Annotated in this window: 13 protein-coding genes and 1 riboswitch; of the genes, 9 read left to right on the top strand and 4 right to left on the bottom strand. The window is 62.7% G+C overall.

Features of this window, described 5'->3' with window-relative positions; genetic code table 11:
• Positions 1–32 precede the first annotated feature (32 nt).
• On the top strand, positions 33–1,733 hold the full coding sequence (ligB, locus tag AB7M33_RS11140; RefSeq protein WP_454242843.1) for an NAD-dependent DNA ligase LigB: 1,701 nt from the start codon (positions 33–35) through the stop codon (positions 1,731–1,733).
• A gap of 131 nt (positions 1,734–1,864) precedes the next feature.
• Entirely contained in the window at positions 1,865–2,257 is a 393-nt protein-coding gene (locus tag AB7M33_RS11135; RefSeq protein WP_027592459.1) for a DUF1090 domain-containing protein, read from the top strand.
• A 122-nt stretch (positions 2,258–2,379) separates the two neighbouring features.
• Here AB7M33_RS11135 and AB7M33_RS11130 read toward each other — a convergent pair whose 3' ends face one another.
• On the bottom strand, positions 2,380–2,826 hold the full coding sequence (locus tag AB7M33_RS11130; protein WP_454242842.1) for a c-type cytochrome: 447 nt from the start codon (positions 2,824–2,826) through the stop codon (positions 2,380–2,382).
• Between the two features lie 118 nt (positions 2,827–2,944).
• Between AB7M33_RS11130 and mltA the strand changes: the two genes are divergently transcribed.
• Positions 2,945–4,096, top strand: coding sequence for a murein transglycosylase A (gene mltA / locus AB7M33_RS11125; protein ID WP_454242841.1), 1,152 nt, complete (start codon positions 2,945–2,947; stop codon positions 4,094–4,096).
• 113 nt (positions 4,097–4,209) lie between these two features.
• Here the strand turns inward: mltA and AB7M33_RS11120 are convergent, their stop codons facing one another.
• Both AB7M33_RS11120 and AB7M33_RS11115 read right to left on the bottom strand, forming a co-directional pair.
• Entirely contained in the window at positions 4,210–4,596 is a 387-nt protein-coding gene (locus tag AB7M33_RS11120) for an MAPEG family protein (protein WP_454242840.1), read from the bottom strand.
• A 28-nt stretch (positions 4,597–4,624) separates the two neighbouring features.
• A complete protein-coding gene (locus AB7M33_RS11115) occupies positions 4,625–5,458 on the bottom strand; it encodes an EamA family transporter (RefSeq protein ID WP_099430625.1) in 834 nt (277 codons plus the stop codon).
• Between the two features lie 261 nt (positions 5,459–5,719).
• Here AB7M33_RS11115 and AB7M33_RS11110 point away from each other — a divergent pair, with 261 nt between their 5' ends.
• Entirely contained in the window at positions 5,720–6,955 is a 1,236-nt protein-coding gene (locus tag AB7M33_RS11110; protein WP_027592454.1) for a cation:proton antiporter, read from the top strand.
• A gap of 117 nt (positions 6,956–7,072) precedes the next feature.
• On the opposite strand, the gene AB7M33_RS11105 is transcribed toward AB7M33_RS11110, so the two are convergent.
• Positions 7,073–7,474 carry an acyl-CoA thioesterase gene (locus AB7M33_RS11105; protein WP_027592453.1) on the bottom strand — a complete coding sequence of 134 codons (402 nt, stop codon included), beginning with the start codon at positions 7,472–7,474 and terminating at the stop codon, positions 7,073–7,075.
• 179 nt (positions 7,475–7,653) lie between these two features.
• Positions 7,654–7,750, top strand: a riboswitch (S-adenosyl-L-homocysteine riboswitch).
• Between the two features lie 20 nt (positions 7,751–7,770).
• On the opposite strand from AB7M33_RS11105, the gene ahcY reads away from it, so the two are divergent.
• The 5 genes from ahcY (at position 7,771) to AB7M33_RS11080 (ending at position 14,279) form a co-directional block, all read left to right on the top strand.
• The gene (gene ahcY / locus AB7M33_RS11100) at positions 7,771–9,180 is read left to right on the top strand and encodes an adenosylhomocysteinase (RefSeq protein ID WP_099430626.1); all 1,410 of its coding nucleotides are present in this window, start codon (positions 7,771–7,773) and stop codon (positions 9,178–9,180) included.
• Between the two features lie 137 nt (positions 9,181–9,317).
• Positions 9,318–10,163 carry a methylenetetrahydrofolate reductase [NAD(P)H] gene (gene metF / locus AB7M33_RS11095; protein WP_027592451.1) on the top strand — a complete coding sequence of 282 codons (846 nt, stop codon included), beginning with the start codon at positions 9,318–9,320 and terminating at the stop codon, positions 10,161–10,163.
• A gap of 93 nt (positions 10,164–10,256) precedes the next feature.
• Positions 10,257–11,333, top strand: a complete 1,077-nt coding sequence (locus AB7M33_RS11090) for a hypothetical protein (protein WP_454242839.1) — start codon at positions 10,257–10,259, stop codon at positions 11,331–11,333.
• Between the two features lie 52 nt (positions 11,334–11,385).
• The gene (locus AB7M33_RS11085; protein WP_454242838.1) at positions 11,386–12,174 is read left to right on the top strand and encodes a substrate-binding periplasmic protein; all 789 of its coding nucleotides are present in this window, start codon (positions 11,386–11,388) and stop codon (positions 12,172–12,174) included.
• Between the two features lie 218 nt (positions 12,175–12,392).
• Positions 12,393–14,279: a DEAD/DEAH box helicase gene (locus AB7M33_RS11080; RefSeq protein ID WP_085272274.1), complete on the top strand. Its 1,887-nt coding sequence runs from the start codon at positions 12,393–12,395 to the stop codon at positions 14,277–14,279.
• Positions 14,280–14,394: the final 115 nt, after the last annotated feature.

The following is a 14,394-nucleotide window of genomic DNA, read 5'->3' as shown; positions in this document are numbered from 1 at the left end:
GGGTTCCCACCCGCCATGCAAGGATGCTGGCCATGCCGTTCATGCTGTTGTTCGCACTGCTGCTATCGCTACATGCCTCGCTGGCGCACGCCAGCCCCTGCCCCGACTGGGACGCCAAACAAGCCAACGCCGAGGTCACCCACCTTCGCAACACGATTGCCCAATGGGACGACAGCTACCATCGCCTGGGCATCACCCAGGTGGCAGACGAACTGTATGACCAGAGCCGGCAACGCCTGGAACACTGGCAGCAATGCTTCGGCCTGCAGGCGCAACCCGCGCCACTGGCCACGGCGCGCGGCCCGATTACCCACCCCGTCCCGCATACAGGCGTCGACAAGTTGGGCGACGAGCAGGCCGTCAGCCGCTGGATGGCCGGCAAGGCTGGCCTGTGGGTGCAGCCGAAGGTCGATGGGGTGGCGGTGTCCTTGCGCTACCGACAGGGGCAACTCGTACAGTTGCTGAGCCGGGGTGACGGGGCCCAGGGGCACGACTGGAGCCGCCACATCCCGCGCCTCGACTCCATTACCCGGCAACTGCCCCAGGCCTTTGACCTGGTGTTGCAGGGTGAACTGTATCTGCGCCTGAACCAGCACGTGCAAGCCCAGGCGGGCAGCGCCAAGGCACGGGGCACCGTGGCAGGGCTGCTCGCCCGCAAGCAGCTCAGCGCTGAACAAGGCGCCAGCATCGGACTGTTCGTCTGGGATTGGCCACACGGCCCCAGCAGCCAGGCCGAGCGCCTGTCGCAGCTGGCACAACTGGGCTTCCCCGACAGCCAGCGCTACAGCGTTGCCATCGACTCCATCGCCGATGCCGCACACTGGCGCCAGCACTGGTACCGCTCACCCCTGCCCTTCGCCACCGATGGCGTCATCCTGCGCCAGAGCAGTCGGCCACCCGCCGAGCGTTGGCAGGCCAAGCCGCCCTACTGGCTGGCAGCGTGGAAATACCCCTACGCCCAAGCCTTGGCCCAGGTGCGTGAGGTACGCTTCCGGGTCGGTCGCACAGGCAGAGTCACGCCGGTGCTGCGCCTGCACCCGGTCACACTGGACGACCGGCTGATCACACAGGTCAGCCTGGGCTCACTGGCACGCTGGCAGCGCCTCGACATTGCGCCGGGTGATCAGGTAGCAATCAGCCTGGCCGGCCTGACCATTCCGCGTTTCGAGCACGTGGTGCACCGCGCGGTCCAACGCCAGCCGGTGGAGGCGCCGCAACCGGGGCGCTACCACCCCCATAGCTGCTGGCACGCAGACGACGGTTGCGACGAGCAGTTCATTGCGCGGCTTACGTGGCTCAGTGGCAAGCAGGGGCTGGCAATGCCGCGCACCGGGCCAGGTACGTGGCAACGCCTGGTCGGGGCTGGGTTGGTCACTTCGATGACGGATTGGCTGCAACTCGATGCTCAGCGCCTGGGCCAGGTACCGGGCATCAGCGACGCCACCGCCACGCAGCTGCTGCACGCCTTCGAAGGCGCCCGAGCACAGCCCTTCTCCCGCTGGCTGCGCGCGCTCGGCGCACCCGCACCGGGTGGTATGCAGCTCGACGGTGACTGGGCGCAGCTGTCCTCGCGCACGGCCAATGATTGGCACACCATGCCGGGTATCGGCGCAGCGCGCGCGCGTCAGCTTGAAGCGTTTTTTACGGCCAACGAAACTCAAGCCATTGCGGCGCAGTTAAACGAGGCCGGCGTAAACGCGTTCCAAATCAGCAACAAACCGCTCGCGCAATGATTTTTTACCAAATCCCACGCAGGGAAAGTCTGAGTTTCGGCCATAAAAAACCAACAAGGGTTTCTAAATAGGAAAAACCAAGGCAGGATTTCCCCCAACTTTTCTGCCCCGCCCCGTTCAGGAGGCTTTTCATGAAACGTATTTCGACTCTTTTCTTGCTCGCAACACTGGGCCTGGCTGCTGGCGCCGTGCAGGCTGCCGAGCCGGATGCCGGCCTGACTGGCTGCGCGGCCAAACGCAGCGCCATCGAGAACCAACTGAAGATTGCCCGCGAACACGGCAACAGTGACCAGGTTGCGGGGCTCGAGCAGGCACTGGAAGGTGCAAAAAACTGTACAGAAACCAGCCTGCGCAAAGAGCGTGAACAAAAGGTGCTGGATGCGCGCCATGAAGTCGCGCAACGCGAAAAAGACCTGAAGAAAGCCGAAAAGAAAGGCGATGCTGAAAAGATAAACAAGCGTAAAGACAAACTCGCCGAGTCGCGCAAAGAACTGCAGGAAGCGGTCGACGAACTCGACCGCTGAGGTGCAGCGTCCGTGAGCGCCTTATCGCCGGCAAGCCGGCTCCCACAGGTACTCCACTGCTCTCAAGGGCTGTGTGTTTCCTGTGGGAGCCGGCTTGCCGGGGATAAGGCCCTCACAGGCGATCAATGATTGCGGAATTCGGTATGGCAGGCCTTGCACGCTGCCTCGACCTTGTCCATCGGCCCCTTGAGCTGTGCAACGTCCAGCGGCTGGCCCCGGGTCGCATCGACCAATTCACCGGTCACGCCCTCCAGTTGCCGGGCAAGGTCATGGAACCGCGCCTGACGCTCCCACACCTCCGCTCGCGCGCTGCTGTCACCGCCATCGCGCGCTTGGGGGAAGTGCTGCCACGGCTGGTGCGACAAGCTGTCGAGCTTCACGGCCCCTTCGGAGAACTTCACCCCGTCGAACGGCAAACGGCCGCGCAGCATGCCGCCCAGGTCCTCGCTGGTCTTGAGCATGTCCTTGAAGATGACCTTGCGCTTGCCCAGCGGCGAGTTCGGGTCCACACGGTCACAGGCACTCAGAGCAAGGGCTGCGAGCAGAACAACGGTCAATCGCTTGAACATCACGGTCACTACGGCCTACGAAAATGGGCGGCCAGTATCGCTGGCCAAGGGCCAAAGACCAATAGCCACATAAAACACAGGGGCGAATCTTCATGTTCGCCCTGACAGGAATCTCCCTATGAAATCTGCCCTGCGCCACCTGGCCTGGACACTCCCGGCGCTGGCCCTGCTGGCCGGATGCAACGGCGGCGAGAACGCCAAACCTGAGCCCCATGCCATTGCCACCTATGCCAACGCCACCTGGCAGGACTTGCCCAGCGTCAGCGACACCGACCTGGTTGCCGGCTTCCACGCGTGGCGCAATGGCTGTGAAAAACTCAAGCGCGACGCCGTCTGGGCCTCCACCTGCGAGGCCGCTGCCAGCGTGCCAGACGATGCCCTGCAAATACGCGCCTTCCTGCAGCAAAACCTGCAGGTCTATGGCCTGCGCTCGGCCGAGAACAACGCCAACGGCCTGATCACCGGCTATTACGAGCCGGTCTACCCCGGCAGCCTGAAACCGACCGAAACCAACCACGTAGCGGTGTACGGCGTGCCCGACGACATGATCGTGGTCGACCTCGCCAGCGTGTACCCAGAGCTCAAGGGCAAGCGCCTGCGCGGGCGACTCGATGGCCGGGTGCTCAAGCCTTACGACACGGCCGAAGTCATCAACCGTGAGGGCGTAAAAGCCCCAGTGCTGGCCTGGCTGACCGACCCGATGGACCTGCAGTTCCTGCAGATACAGGGTTCGGGCCGGGTACAACTGGAAGATGGCCGCCAACTGCGCCTGGGCTACGCCGACCAAAATGGCCACCCCTACCGGCCGATCGGGCGTTGGCTGGTGGAACAGGGCCAGTTGAAGAAGGAAGACGTGAGCATGGGCAGCATTCATGCCTGGGCCCAGGCCAACCCGCAGCGGGTACCAGAGCTACTGGCCAGCAACCCCAGCTACGTGTTTTTCAGCACCCGCCCCGACAGTAACGAAGGCCCGCGCGGCTCGCTCAACGTGCCACTGACGGCCGGCTACAGCGTGGCGATCGACCGCAAGGTGATTCCGTTGGGCAGCCTGCTCTGGTTATCCACTACGCGCCCGGATGGTACCCCTGTTGTGCGGCCGGTAGGCGCTCAGGATACCGGGGGTGCGATTGCCGGTGAGGTACGTGCAGACCTGTTCTGGGGGACTGGGCCAGAAGCAGGTGAGCTGGCCGGGAACATGAAGCAGCAAGGGCAGATCTGGATGCTGTGGCCTAAAGGCAAACCGCTGCCTGAAGTACCGAAAGTCCTTTGATTCTGCGCTGACTTCTTCGCGGGTAAACCCGCTCCCACAGGGCTTGTGAAAACCTTCCAGGCTGCGCTAAACCTTGTGGGAGCGGGTTTACCCGCGAAGAGGGCAACTCGGTTTCAGGCGGAAACCACGAAAAACGTCACGATCAACGCCAACCCGGTAAACCACACCACTGACCGCAATGCCGCCCAGTCCGCCAGGTAGCAGATGATGTAGAGCAACCGGCTGGTGATGTACATCACGCCCAGCACGTCCTGCGTCACTTGCTCGGCATTGCCGACGATATCTGCCACCAGCACGGCCGCCGCAAACGCGGGAAACGCTTCGTAGCTATTCTGCTGCGCCGCATGGGCTCGGCGTGGCAGGCCCGATAGCGTGTCCAGGAAGGCACGCGGATCGTGATTGTCCTTAAGGCCGAAGCGGCCACTGCTCACTTTGGCGATCAATGCACAAAGCGGCGGCAATACCAGGGCAATCAGGATGCACCACAGGGCAACGGTCATGGACAGCACTCCTTGTTCAATCGAAAGGTTAGAGCTTCATTACCAGCATGCCTGCCAGCACCAGCCCGCAAGCTAGGAGTCTTGGCCCGCCAAAAGGTTCTTTGAGGTAGCGCATACCCAACAGCACCACCAGGATCACGCTCAATTCCCGCAGCGCCGCCGCCTCGGCCACCGACCCCAGGTGCATGGCCCACAGCACCAGGGCATAACTGAACAGCACACAAAGCCCTACGGCCAACCCCAGCCGCCACTGGGTTCGCCAAAACAGCACAAACGGTGCCCGGCGCGCCACACTGGCCAGCAGCGGGAAGGGCCAGGCACTGAGCAAGGTCAGCCATACCAGGTAGTCCCAAGGCTTGCCCCACAGCCGCACCGCCTGGCCGTCGAACCAGGTGTAGCAACCGATGCACAGGCCAATCAGCGCCACCACGGGCAACATCGACCAAGGCAGCCGATCACCACCGCCCCCCTGCCACAGCAGGCACGCCATGCCACACGGAATGAGCAGGATGCCGATGATCTGCTGCTGGCTCAGCGATTCCCCGGCAAAGGCTAAGGTCAAGCCCAGCACCACCAGCGGCGACAGCCCGCGCATCAGAGGATAGACCAGCCCCAGGTCACCCACCCGATAGGCCTGGATCAGCAGATAGCGGTACAACTGTTCGGCCAGCGCCGAGGCGATCAACCAGGGCCAGATTTCAGCAGGAGGCACCTCGACAAAGGCCACGGCCAGCACGGCAAAAGCCAGCGCGACCGTGTCCATGCTGGCAATCACCAACAAGCGCTCGCCGCTGAATTTGATCAGGGTGTTCCAGGTCGCATGCAGGAGGGCGGCGACCAGTACCAGGGAAGTTGCCAACACGCCTTCAAGTCCTTGTGACGTTATTGAGGCACGAATATATCGTCTTCAGTCTGGTGTGCGTATGTCGGAAGATTTTCAGCGTTTACGAAATCGGGCGCCGCGCGGGCGGCGCATCTCAAAACCATCGTACAACTCAAGCCCTACACATGAACGATTCCAACAATTCCGGTCAAAGGTGTGCCCCGAAGCCCTCGCCAGGTCATCAAAGAACTGCCCGAGTCATTCGGGTACGACTTGGAAGCCACTGTTACAGGATTTGGGATGCTTGAATTAGTTGCCGCGTTTATCTGCCTCACCACCCTTCTCACCTACGTCAACTACCGCTTCATCGGCCTGCCACCCGCCATTGGCGTGATGGTCACGGCACTGCTGTTCTCGTTGATGCTGCAAGGGCTTAGCCTGATTGGCTTCCCTGGCCTCGAAGAGCGCGTCGAAGGCCTGATGAACCAGATCGACTTCAACGATTTGCTGATGCACTGGATGCTGGCATTCCTGCTGTTCGCCGGCGCCTTGCACGTCAACCTCTCAGACCTGCGCAGCTATCGCTGGCCGATCGGCCTGCTGGCGACCATCGGCGTGCTGATCGCCACCGTGGTGATCGGCTACCTGTCGCACTGGGTGTTCGCGATGTTCGGCTGGCAGGTTCCGCTGATCTACTGCCTGCTGTTCGGCGCACTGATCTCGCCCACCGACCCGATTGCCGTGCTCGGCGCATTGCGGACCGCCAATGCCTCCAAGCCGCTGAAAACCACCATCGTCGGCGAGTCGCTGTTCAACGACGGCACCGCGGTCGTGGTGTTCACCGTGCTGCTGGGCATCATCCAGCTCGGCGAAACCCCCAGTGCCTATGACACAGCGGTGCTGTTCGCCCGCGAGGCCATTGGCGGTGTGGTGTTCGGCGGCGTGATCGGCTACGCCACCTACCGCATGATCAAGAGCGTGGAGCAGTACCAGGTCGAGGTCATGCTGACCTTGGCGCTGGTCATCGGTGGCTCGGCAATGTGCTACGAACTGCACGTTTCTGCACCGATCGCCATGGTGGTCGCCGGCCTGATCATCGGCAACATGGGGCGCAACCTGGCGATGAACGACATGACCCGTCGCTACATGGACGGTTTCTGGGAGTTGATCGATGACATGCTCAACGCCTTGCTGTTCGCGCTGATCGGCCTTGAGCTGCTGCTGCTGCCATTCAACTGGATGCACCTGGCGGCCGGCGGTGTGCTGGCACTGGCGGTCCTGCTGTCGCGGCTGCTTACCGTGGCCCCGGCAATCTTGCTGCTGCGCCGCTGGCGGAGTGTGCCGAAAGGCACCGTGCGGGTACTGACCTGGGGCGGCCTGCGCGGCGGCGTGTCGGTAGCGCTGGCACTGTCGCTGCCGCTGGGTGAGGAACGTGACCTGCTGCTGTCGATCACCTACATCGTGGTGTTGTCGTCGATCCTGGTGCAGGGGCTGAGCATCGGCCGGGTGGTGCGCAAGGTTAGCGCCCAGCCCTGAAAACAAGGGGGCCGCTTTGCGGCCCATCGCGACACAAGGCCGCTCCTACACGGGATTCGCATTCTCCTGTAGGAGCGGCCTTGTGTCGCGATGGGCTGCAAGGCAGCCCCAAAATGCCTACTCGACTGCCGAGTCCGGGAACTGGTCCTGGACGTATTTGATCTCGGTGCGCCCGTGAGCCGCCGGCATGCCATCTTCGCCGAGGTTGACGAACACCATCTTGTCGACGGTCAGGATGCTCTTGCGGGTGATCTTGTTGCGCACTTCGCACTTGAGGGTGATCGAGGTGCGGCCGAATTCAGTGGCGGTGATGCCCAGTTCGATGATGTCGCCCTGGCGTGAGGCACTGACGAAGTTGATCTCCGACATGTACTTGGTCACCACACGCTGGTTGCCCAGCTGGACGATGGCGTAAATCGCCGCTTCTTCGTCGATCCAGCGCAACAGGCTGCCACCGAACAGGGTGCCATTGGGGTTGAGGTCTTCGGGTTTTACCCATTTGCGGGTGTGAAAGTTCATCGGTACTCCTAACCTGCTTGGCTAACGTGCATTCATGATGGCAGAGCGGCCGTCGCCGCTCCATTGAACATCGACTATCGTCTCGATTAATCGACAGAAAACCTTGGGCGAAGGTCCCTGTCGCGGCTATAATCCTGCCGCTTCACTTGGCCACCCGCAGCGGCGGCCATGCCCGCCACCTGTCCGAGGGGCGCTGCAGCAGGCTAGGCCTGTCAGGCTCGGATGGGGCGTTGTCCGCTCCTGCGGACGCTCAACGCACAACGGCGCCCATTCGCACACTACGAATGGAGGCTCTCATGAGCGCTGTAAACACGCCTGCTGGTTTTACCGATTTCAAAGTCGCTGACATCTCCCTGGCTGCCTGGGGCCGTCGCGAAACCATCATCGCCGAATCGGAAATGCCTGCACTGATGGGCCTGCGTCGCAAGTACCTCACCGAGCAACCGCTCAAGGGTGCGAAGATTCTGGGCTGCATCCACATGACCATTCAGACTGCCGTGCTGATCGAAACCCTGGTTGCCCTGGGTGCCGAAGTGCGCTGGTCGTCCTGCAACATCTTCTCCACCCAGGACCAGGCCGCTGCCTCCATCGCTGCCGCCGGTATCCCGGTGTTCGCCTGGAAAGGCGAAACCGAGGAAGAATACGAGTGGTGCCTGGAGCAGACCATCCTCAAGGATGGCCAGCCATGGGACGCCAACATGATCCTCGACGACGGCGGCGACCTGACCGAACTGCTGCACAAGAAGTACCCAGCCGTTCTGGACCGCGTCCACGGTGTCACCGAAGAGACCACCACCGGCGTGCACCGCCTGCTGGACATGCTGGCCAAGGGCGAGCTGAAAGTCCCGGCGATCAACGTCAACGACTCGGTCACCAAGAGCAAGAACGACAACAAGTACGGCTGCCGTCACAGCCTTAACGACGCCATCAAGCGTGGCACCGACCACCTGCTGTCGGGCAAGCAAGCCCTGGTGATCGGCTACGGTGACGTGGGCAAGGGCTCGGCCCAGTCCCTGCGTCAGGAAGGCATGATCGTCAAGGTCACCGAAGTTGACCCGATCTGCGCCATGCAAGCCTGCATGGACGGCTTCGAGCTGGTTTCGCCGTTCATCGACGGCATCAACAACGGCACCGAGGCCAGCATCGACAAAGCGCTGCTGGGCAAGATCGACCTGATCGTCACCACCACCGGTAACGTCAACGTCTGCGACGCCAACATGCTCAAGGCCCTGAAGAAGCGTGCCGTGGTCTGCAACATCGGCCACTTCGACAACGAGATCGACACCGCCTTCATGCGCAAGAACTGGGCCTGGGAAGAGGTCAAGCCGCAGGTGCACAAGATCCACCGCACCGGCGCTGGCAGCTTCGACCCGCAAAACGACGACTACCTGATCCTGCTGGCTGAAGGCCGTCTGGTGAACCTGGGCAACGCCACCGGTCACCCAAGCCGCATCATGGACGGTTCGTTCGCCAACCAGGTGCTGGCACAGATCTTCCTGTTCGAGCAGAAGTACGCCGACCTGTCGGCCGAGAAGAAAGCCGAACGCCTGACCGTAGAAGTGCTGCCCAAGAAGCTCGACGAAGAAGTGGCCCTGGAAATGGTCCGCGGCTTCGGCGGCGTGGTCACCCAGCTGACCCAGCAGCAAGCCGACTACATCGGCGTGACTGTCGAAGGCCCGTTCAAGCCACACGCGTACCGCTACTAAGCGGCAAGCGCCCGGCGGCATGCCGGCGGGCGCTTGTAGTCGTTTAATCTTGATCGATGCCCAAGCCAGGCCGGCCCCCACCGCCCTGGCTTTTACTTGCAGCGTGCGGCTCATGGCCTGCAGCTGAGGAAACAGAGATGTCACAAGAACGCCGCTACAGTTTCGAATTCTTCCCCACCAAGACCGATGCCGGTCACGAAAAGCTGATGGGCGTTGCCCGCCAGCTGGCCACCTACAACCCCGATTTCTTCTCCTGCACCTACGGTGCCGGCGGCTCTACCCGCGACCGTACACTGAACACTGTGCTGCAGCTGGAGAGCGAAGTGAAAGTGCCTGCCGCACCGCACCTGTCGTGCGTCGGCGACACCAAAGAAGAGCTGCGCGCCCTGCTTGCCGAGTACAAGGCTGCTGGCATCAAGCGCATCGTTGCCCTGCGTGGCGACCTGCCTTCCGGCATGGGCATGGCCAGCGGCGAGCTGCGCTACGCCAGCGACCTGGTCGAATTCATCCGCCAGGAAACCGGTGATCACTTCCACCTGGAAGTGGCGGCCTACCCCGAGATGCACCCCCAGGCCCGCAACTTCGAGATCGACCTGGCCAACTTCGTGCACAAGGTCAAGGCCGGTGCCGACAGCGCCATCACCCAGTACTTCTTCAACGCCGACAGCTATTTCTATTTTGTCGAGCGTGCGCAGAAACTGGGCGTCGATATCCCGGTGGTGCCCGGCATCATGCCAATCACCAACTACAGCAAGCTGGCCCGGTTCTCCGACGCCTGCGGCGCAGAGATCCCGCGCTGGATCCGCAAGCAGCTGGAAGCCTATGGTGACGACACCGCCAGCATCCAGGCCTTCGGCGAAGAAGTGATCACCCGCATGTGTGAACAACTGCTGCAAGGCGGCGCACCGGGCCTGCACTTCTATACGCTGAACCAGGCCGAAGCGAGCCTGGCGATCTGGAACAACCTGAAGCTGCCTCGCTGAAACTTTTTGGCAATATCTGATTAAGAAATGATTAAGGCTTTGGTCATAGACTAAGGCCTTATTTATTTTCGGGTTAAACAGGTCTTGCCTGACATGCAGCATCCTCAGCCATCGCGCCCTCAGCTCGTCTACCTGGCTTTCGGCCCGGCCACCTACCATCAGGAAGCCTGCTTCAGCATCGTCAGTGCCCTTGCCCACCTGGACGTATCGGCAGGCGAGGCGCTGGATATTCAGGTCTACACCGACAACCCGGCGCCCTATGCCAAGCTGCCGGTCACGCTGCACCTGCTCGACGACGCCACGCGCGCGGCGTGGAATGCCCCGCATGGTTATCACTTTCGCAGCAAGCATGTGCTGCTGCGTCAGGTGCTGACGCAGCATGCGATGGCGGTGCTGATCGATACCGACACCTTCTTCCGTCAGTCACCGATGCGGCTGTTCCAGCGGGTCGCGCCTGGCCACCTGCTGTGCAACGCCATCGGCGGGCGCTACGGCGCCAACCAGAAATGCCTGCTGTACAAGAACCTGCTGGCCGTCCTCCAGGCCCAAGGCCTGGCCGATTGCCAGATGCCCTTGATCAACTCGGGCGTGATCGGGCTCACCGCCGAAGACGCGCAGGCACTGGACCACTCCATCGCCATGATGGACCAGTTCTACCCACTGGCCCGCGAGGCCTACACCCTCGAAGAGTTCTGCCTGGCAGTGGCGGCCTACCGCAAACTGCAGCTGGCCGAGTGCACCGACGTCATCCACCACTACTGGAGCCGCAAGGCCCAGTTCCGCGCCAAGATCCAGGCCTGGCTGCGCAAACACGGCGACGCTCCGTTGAGCGAAGCTGCACTGGCCGATGTCGCGCGGGTCAATGATCAACTGCCGCGGCCGCCGACCCTGCATCGGCTGGGCTACAAGGCGTTGAGCCTGACCCTGCCCAGCCACGAGCGGCAATTTGCCCGCGAATTGCTGTATGGCAGCTACCCCTACCCCAATGAGTTCGACCGGGCCTGTGCATCGGCCTGGTGGGACAAAGCCCTGGAGAACTTCAATGCGCGCAACGGCCGCATCCAGCCCGAACAGCTGCGCCAGTGCCTGCGTCACCCGGGCCTGCGCCTGTCACTCGGGGCACAGCGCAAGGCTATCGAAGCGCACCTGCTCAAGTCGGCGCAGGCCTGAACAGCCGCCGCTTCACTGGCCTTGAGCAGGCCGAGCGCGTAATCTGCGGGCCATGTTCGCCACCACCCGATTGTTCTGGATCCTGCTGCTCGCCTGCCTGAGCCCGTTGGCTCTGGCCGAACGCCTGCGCCTGGTGTCCGACGACTGGGCACCGTATGTGTACCAGCAAGATGGCCAACCTCGGGGCATCGACTACGAAGTGACCACCCAGGTATTCAAGCGCCTGGGGGTAGAGGTGGAATGGCAGTTCCTGCCCTGGAAGCGCTGCCTGGCAATGATCGAGCAAGGGCTGGCCGACGGTATTGTGGATGTCTTCCAGTTCGACACGCGCAGGCCCTACCTGGTCTACCCAACGGAGCCCATGTCGGATGTCGAGTTCGTGCTGTTTCAGGCCCGCAGCCGCCGTCATGCCGTCACCGGCCTGGACGATCTTGCGGGCCTGTCCGTCGGCACATCGCCCGGCTACACATATGGCGCCGCGTTCAACGATTCGCCGCGTTTTCGCCGCGAATCAGCCCCTACCCATGAAGCCAACTTCGGCAAACTTCTGCTGGGCCGTATCGATTTGCTGATTACCGACCGCAGGGTCGGGCGCTACCTGATGCGCCAGCTGGGCCTTGAACAACGCATTGAAGAGCTGCCCTGGGTGGTCAGCCGACAGACGCAATACCTGGGGCTGACCCGCAAACCCGGGCGCGAGGCACTGGCCCAGGCGTTCTCCGAAGAATTGCAACGCTTCAAGCAGGAACCCGCCTACGCCGCTATCAGCCACCGCTACATAGGCGACATCGGAAACATTCTCAACGCCGTTGAGCAGCAGGAAAGCAGCACGTCGCGATAGCTCTGTTATACTCGGGCCTTCCCGCCAGGCTTACGCCCGGACGCTCGGCCTAGCAACAGGCATCCCGATCGGCAACGACGCACCATCGCGTCAGCCCTCCGCTTCCTGGATGTGCAGTGAAAGCCAAGCTGGACCGGACGCGATCGCATCTCACCGATGCCCGTCGCGCCAGGCAGAACATCCCAACGGGCCCAGCCCACACGAGAACAGGATTGCCCATGTCCTTTGCTTCCCTCGGTCTCTCCGAGGCTCTTGTCCGCGCTATCGAGGCTGCGGGCTATACCCAGCCGACTCCGGTGCAACAGCGGGCTGTTCCCGCCGTGTTGCAAGGCCGTGATCTGATGGTCGCCGCCCAGACAGGTACTGGTAAAACCGGCGGTTTCGCCTTGCCGATCCTCGAGCGCCTGTTCCCGGGTGGCCACCCTGACAAGTCGCAGCGCCATGGCCCACGCCAGCCTCGCGTACTGGTCCTGACTCCGACCCGCGAGCTGGCCGCCCAGGTGCATGACAGCTTCAAGGTCTATGCCCGTGATCTGCCGCTGGTCAGCGCCTGTATCTTCGGCGGTGTCGGCATGAACCCACAAATCCAGGCCATCGCCAAAGGTGTCGATGTACTGGTCGCGTGCCCTGGCCGCCTGCTTGACCTGGCTGGCCAAGGCAAGGTCGACCTGGCCCACGTCGAAATCCTGGTCCTCGACGAAGCCGACCGCATGCTCGACATGGGCTTCATCCATGACGTGAAGAAGGTCCTTGCCCGCCTGCCGGCCAAACGCCAGAACCTGCTGTTCTCGGCCACTTTCTCCAAGGACATCACCGACCTGGCCGACAAGCTCCTGCATAACCCGGAGCGCATCGAGGTCACCCCACCGAACACCACGGTCGAGCGCATCGAGCAGCGCATCTACCGCCTGCCCGCCAGCCACAAGCGTGCGCTGCTGGCACACCTGATCACCCAGGGTGCCTGGGAACAGGTGCTGGTCTTCACCCGTACCAAGCATGGCGCCAACCGCCTGGCCGAGTACCTGGAAAAGCACGGCCTGACCGCCGCCGCGATCCACGGCAACAAGAGCCAGAACGCCCGCACCAAAGCCCTGGCCGACTTCAAGGCCAACGCCGTTCGGGTACTGGTTGCCACCGACATCGCCGCCCGCGGCCTGGACATCGACCAGTTGCCCCACGTGGTCAACTTCGAGCTGCCCAATGTCGAGGAGGACTACGTCCACCGGATCGGCCGTACAGGCCGTGCCGGCCGTTCGGGTGAGGCCATTTCCTTGGTCGCGCCTGATGAAGAGAAGCTGCTCAAGAGCATCGAGCGGGTCACCAAGCAGAAGATTGCTGACGGCGACCTGATGGGCTTCGACGCAAGCCAGGTCGAGGCCGAGAAGCCGGAAGTGCGCGAACGCCCGCAAAACACCGGCCGTGGCGGTCGCAACCAGCCACGCGGCGAAGGCGGCAAAGACGCCAACGGCGGCCGCAAGGACAAAGGCAAGGACAAGGGCAAGACCCGGCAGCACGCTGCCGAGAAGCCTGCCGAGAAGGAAAAGGCGGGCGACAAGCCGCAACAGCGCAAACCGCGTGACAACAAGCCACGCCAGCAGCAAGCCAGCCAGAACAGCACACCGAAAGCACCGGCCGACCGTGCCCCGGACGAGTTCCTGGATGACGAAGTCGACAACTTTGGCAACCGCGCTGACTACGTCAGCCCGTACCAGGGCAAGAACCAGGGGCGTAACCGCCGTCCTGGCGGTGGCACTGGCGCAGGTCAAAACCAGGGCCAAGGTGCGGCGGCTCCGCGCAGCAACAACGGCGGCCAACCTCGCACGGGTGGCCAGCCACGCAGCGCCAGCGGCGAGAAGCGCCCACCGCGCAACAATGCGGGCGGCGGTGCACGCCGTGACAACAACGGCGGTGGTCGCGGTCGCCCGGCGCGCGATGATGCTGCGCGCCAGGAACCTGCAGTCCGCAGCTCGCGTGAGCCGCAGAACCAGCCAGTGATCATCCGCAAGGAATCCAAGCTCGATCGTTACCCAACGCCTGAGCAACTGGACGATCTGCCAAGCCGCCCACGCGGCGAGCGACCTGCGCTGCTGACGCGCAATCGCTGACATTGAAGTGATCTATCCGGTGGGCTGCTGAACAGCCCGCCGCATAGCTTTATCCGAATGCTCCCCCTCCCGCAACCTATCAGTCCTGCGAGTTTTGTCATCGTTTCATTGCGCT

This window comes from Pseudomonas sp. Y3 TE3536, from assembly GCF_053629175.1.
This window is presented reverse-complemented; position numbering and strand designations above follow the sequence as displayed.

What these genes read in the sequence shown, in the direction of transcription:
- mltA (WP_454242841.1), top strand. Translation starts at nt 2,945, where the DNA reads ATGAAATCTGCCCTGCGCCACCTGGCCTGGACACTCCCGGCGCTGGCC.
- AB7M33_RS11130 (WP_454242842.1), bottom strand. Translation starts at nt 2,826, where the DNA reads ATGTTCAAGCGATTGACCGTTGTTCTGCTCGCAGCCCTTGCTCTGAGT.
- metF (WP_027592451.1), top strand. Translation starts at nt 9,318, where the DNA reads ATGTCACAAGAACGCCGCTACAGTTTCGAATTCTTCCCCACCAAGACC.
- AB7M33_RS11120 (WP_454242840.1), bottom strand. Translation starts at nt 4,596, where the DNA reads ATGACCGTTGCCCTGTGGTGCATCCTGATTGCCCTGGTATTGCCGCCG.
- ligB (WP_454242843.1), top strand. Translation starts at nt 33, where the DNA reads ATGCCGTTCATGCTGTTGTTCGCACTGCTGCTATCGCTACATGCCTCG.
- ahcY (WP_099430626.1), top strand. Translation starts at nt 7,771, where the DNA reads ATGAGCGCTGTAAACACGCCTGCTGGTTTTACCGATTTCAAAGTCGCT.
- AB7M33_RS11105 (WP_027592453.1), bottom strand. Translation starts at nt 7,474, where the DNA reads ATGAACTTTCACACCCGCAAATGGGTAAAACCCGAAGACCTCAACCCC.
- AB7M33_RS11090 (WP_454242839.1), top strand. Translation starts at nt 10,257, where the DNA reads ATGCAGCATCCTCAGCCATCGCGCCCTCAGCTCGTCTACCTGGCTTTC.
- AB7M33_RS11135 (WP_027592459.1), top strand. Translation starts at nt 1,865, where the DNA reads ATGAAACGTATTTCGACTCTTTTCTTGCTCGCAACACTGGGCCTGGCT.
- AB7M33_RS11085 (WP_454242838.1), top strand. Translation starts at nt 11,386, where the DNA reads ATGTTCGCCACCACCCGATTGTTCTGGATCCTGCTGCTCGCCTGCCTG.
- AB7M33_RS11110 (WP_027592454.1), top strand. Translation starts at nt 5,720, where the DNA reads ATGCTTGAATTAGTTGCCGCGTTTATCTGCCTCACCACCCTTCTCACC.
- AB7M33_RS11080 (WP_085272274.1), top strand. Translation starts at nt 12,393, where the DNA reads ATGTCCTTTGCTTCCCTCGGTCTCTCCGAGGCTCTTGTCCGCGCTATC.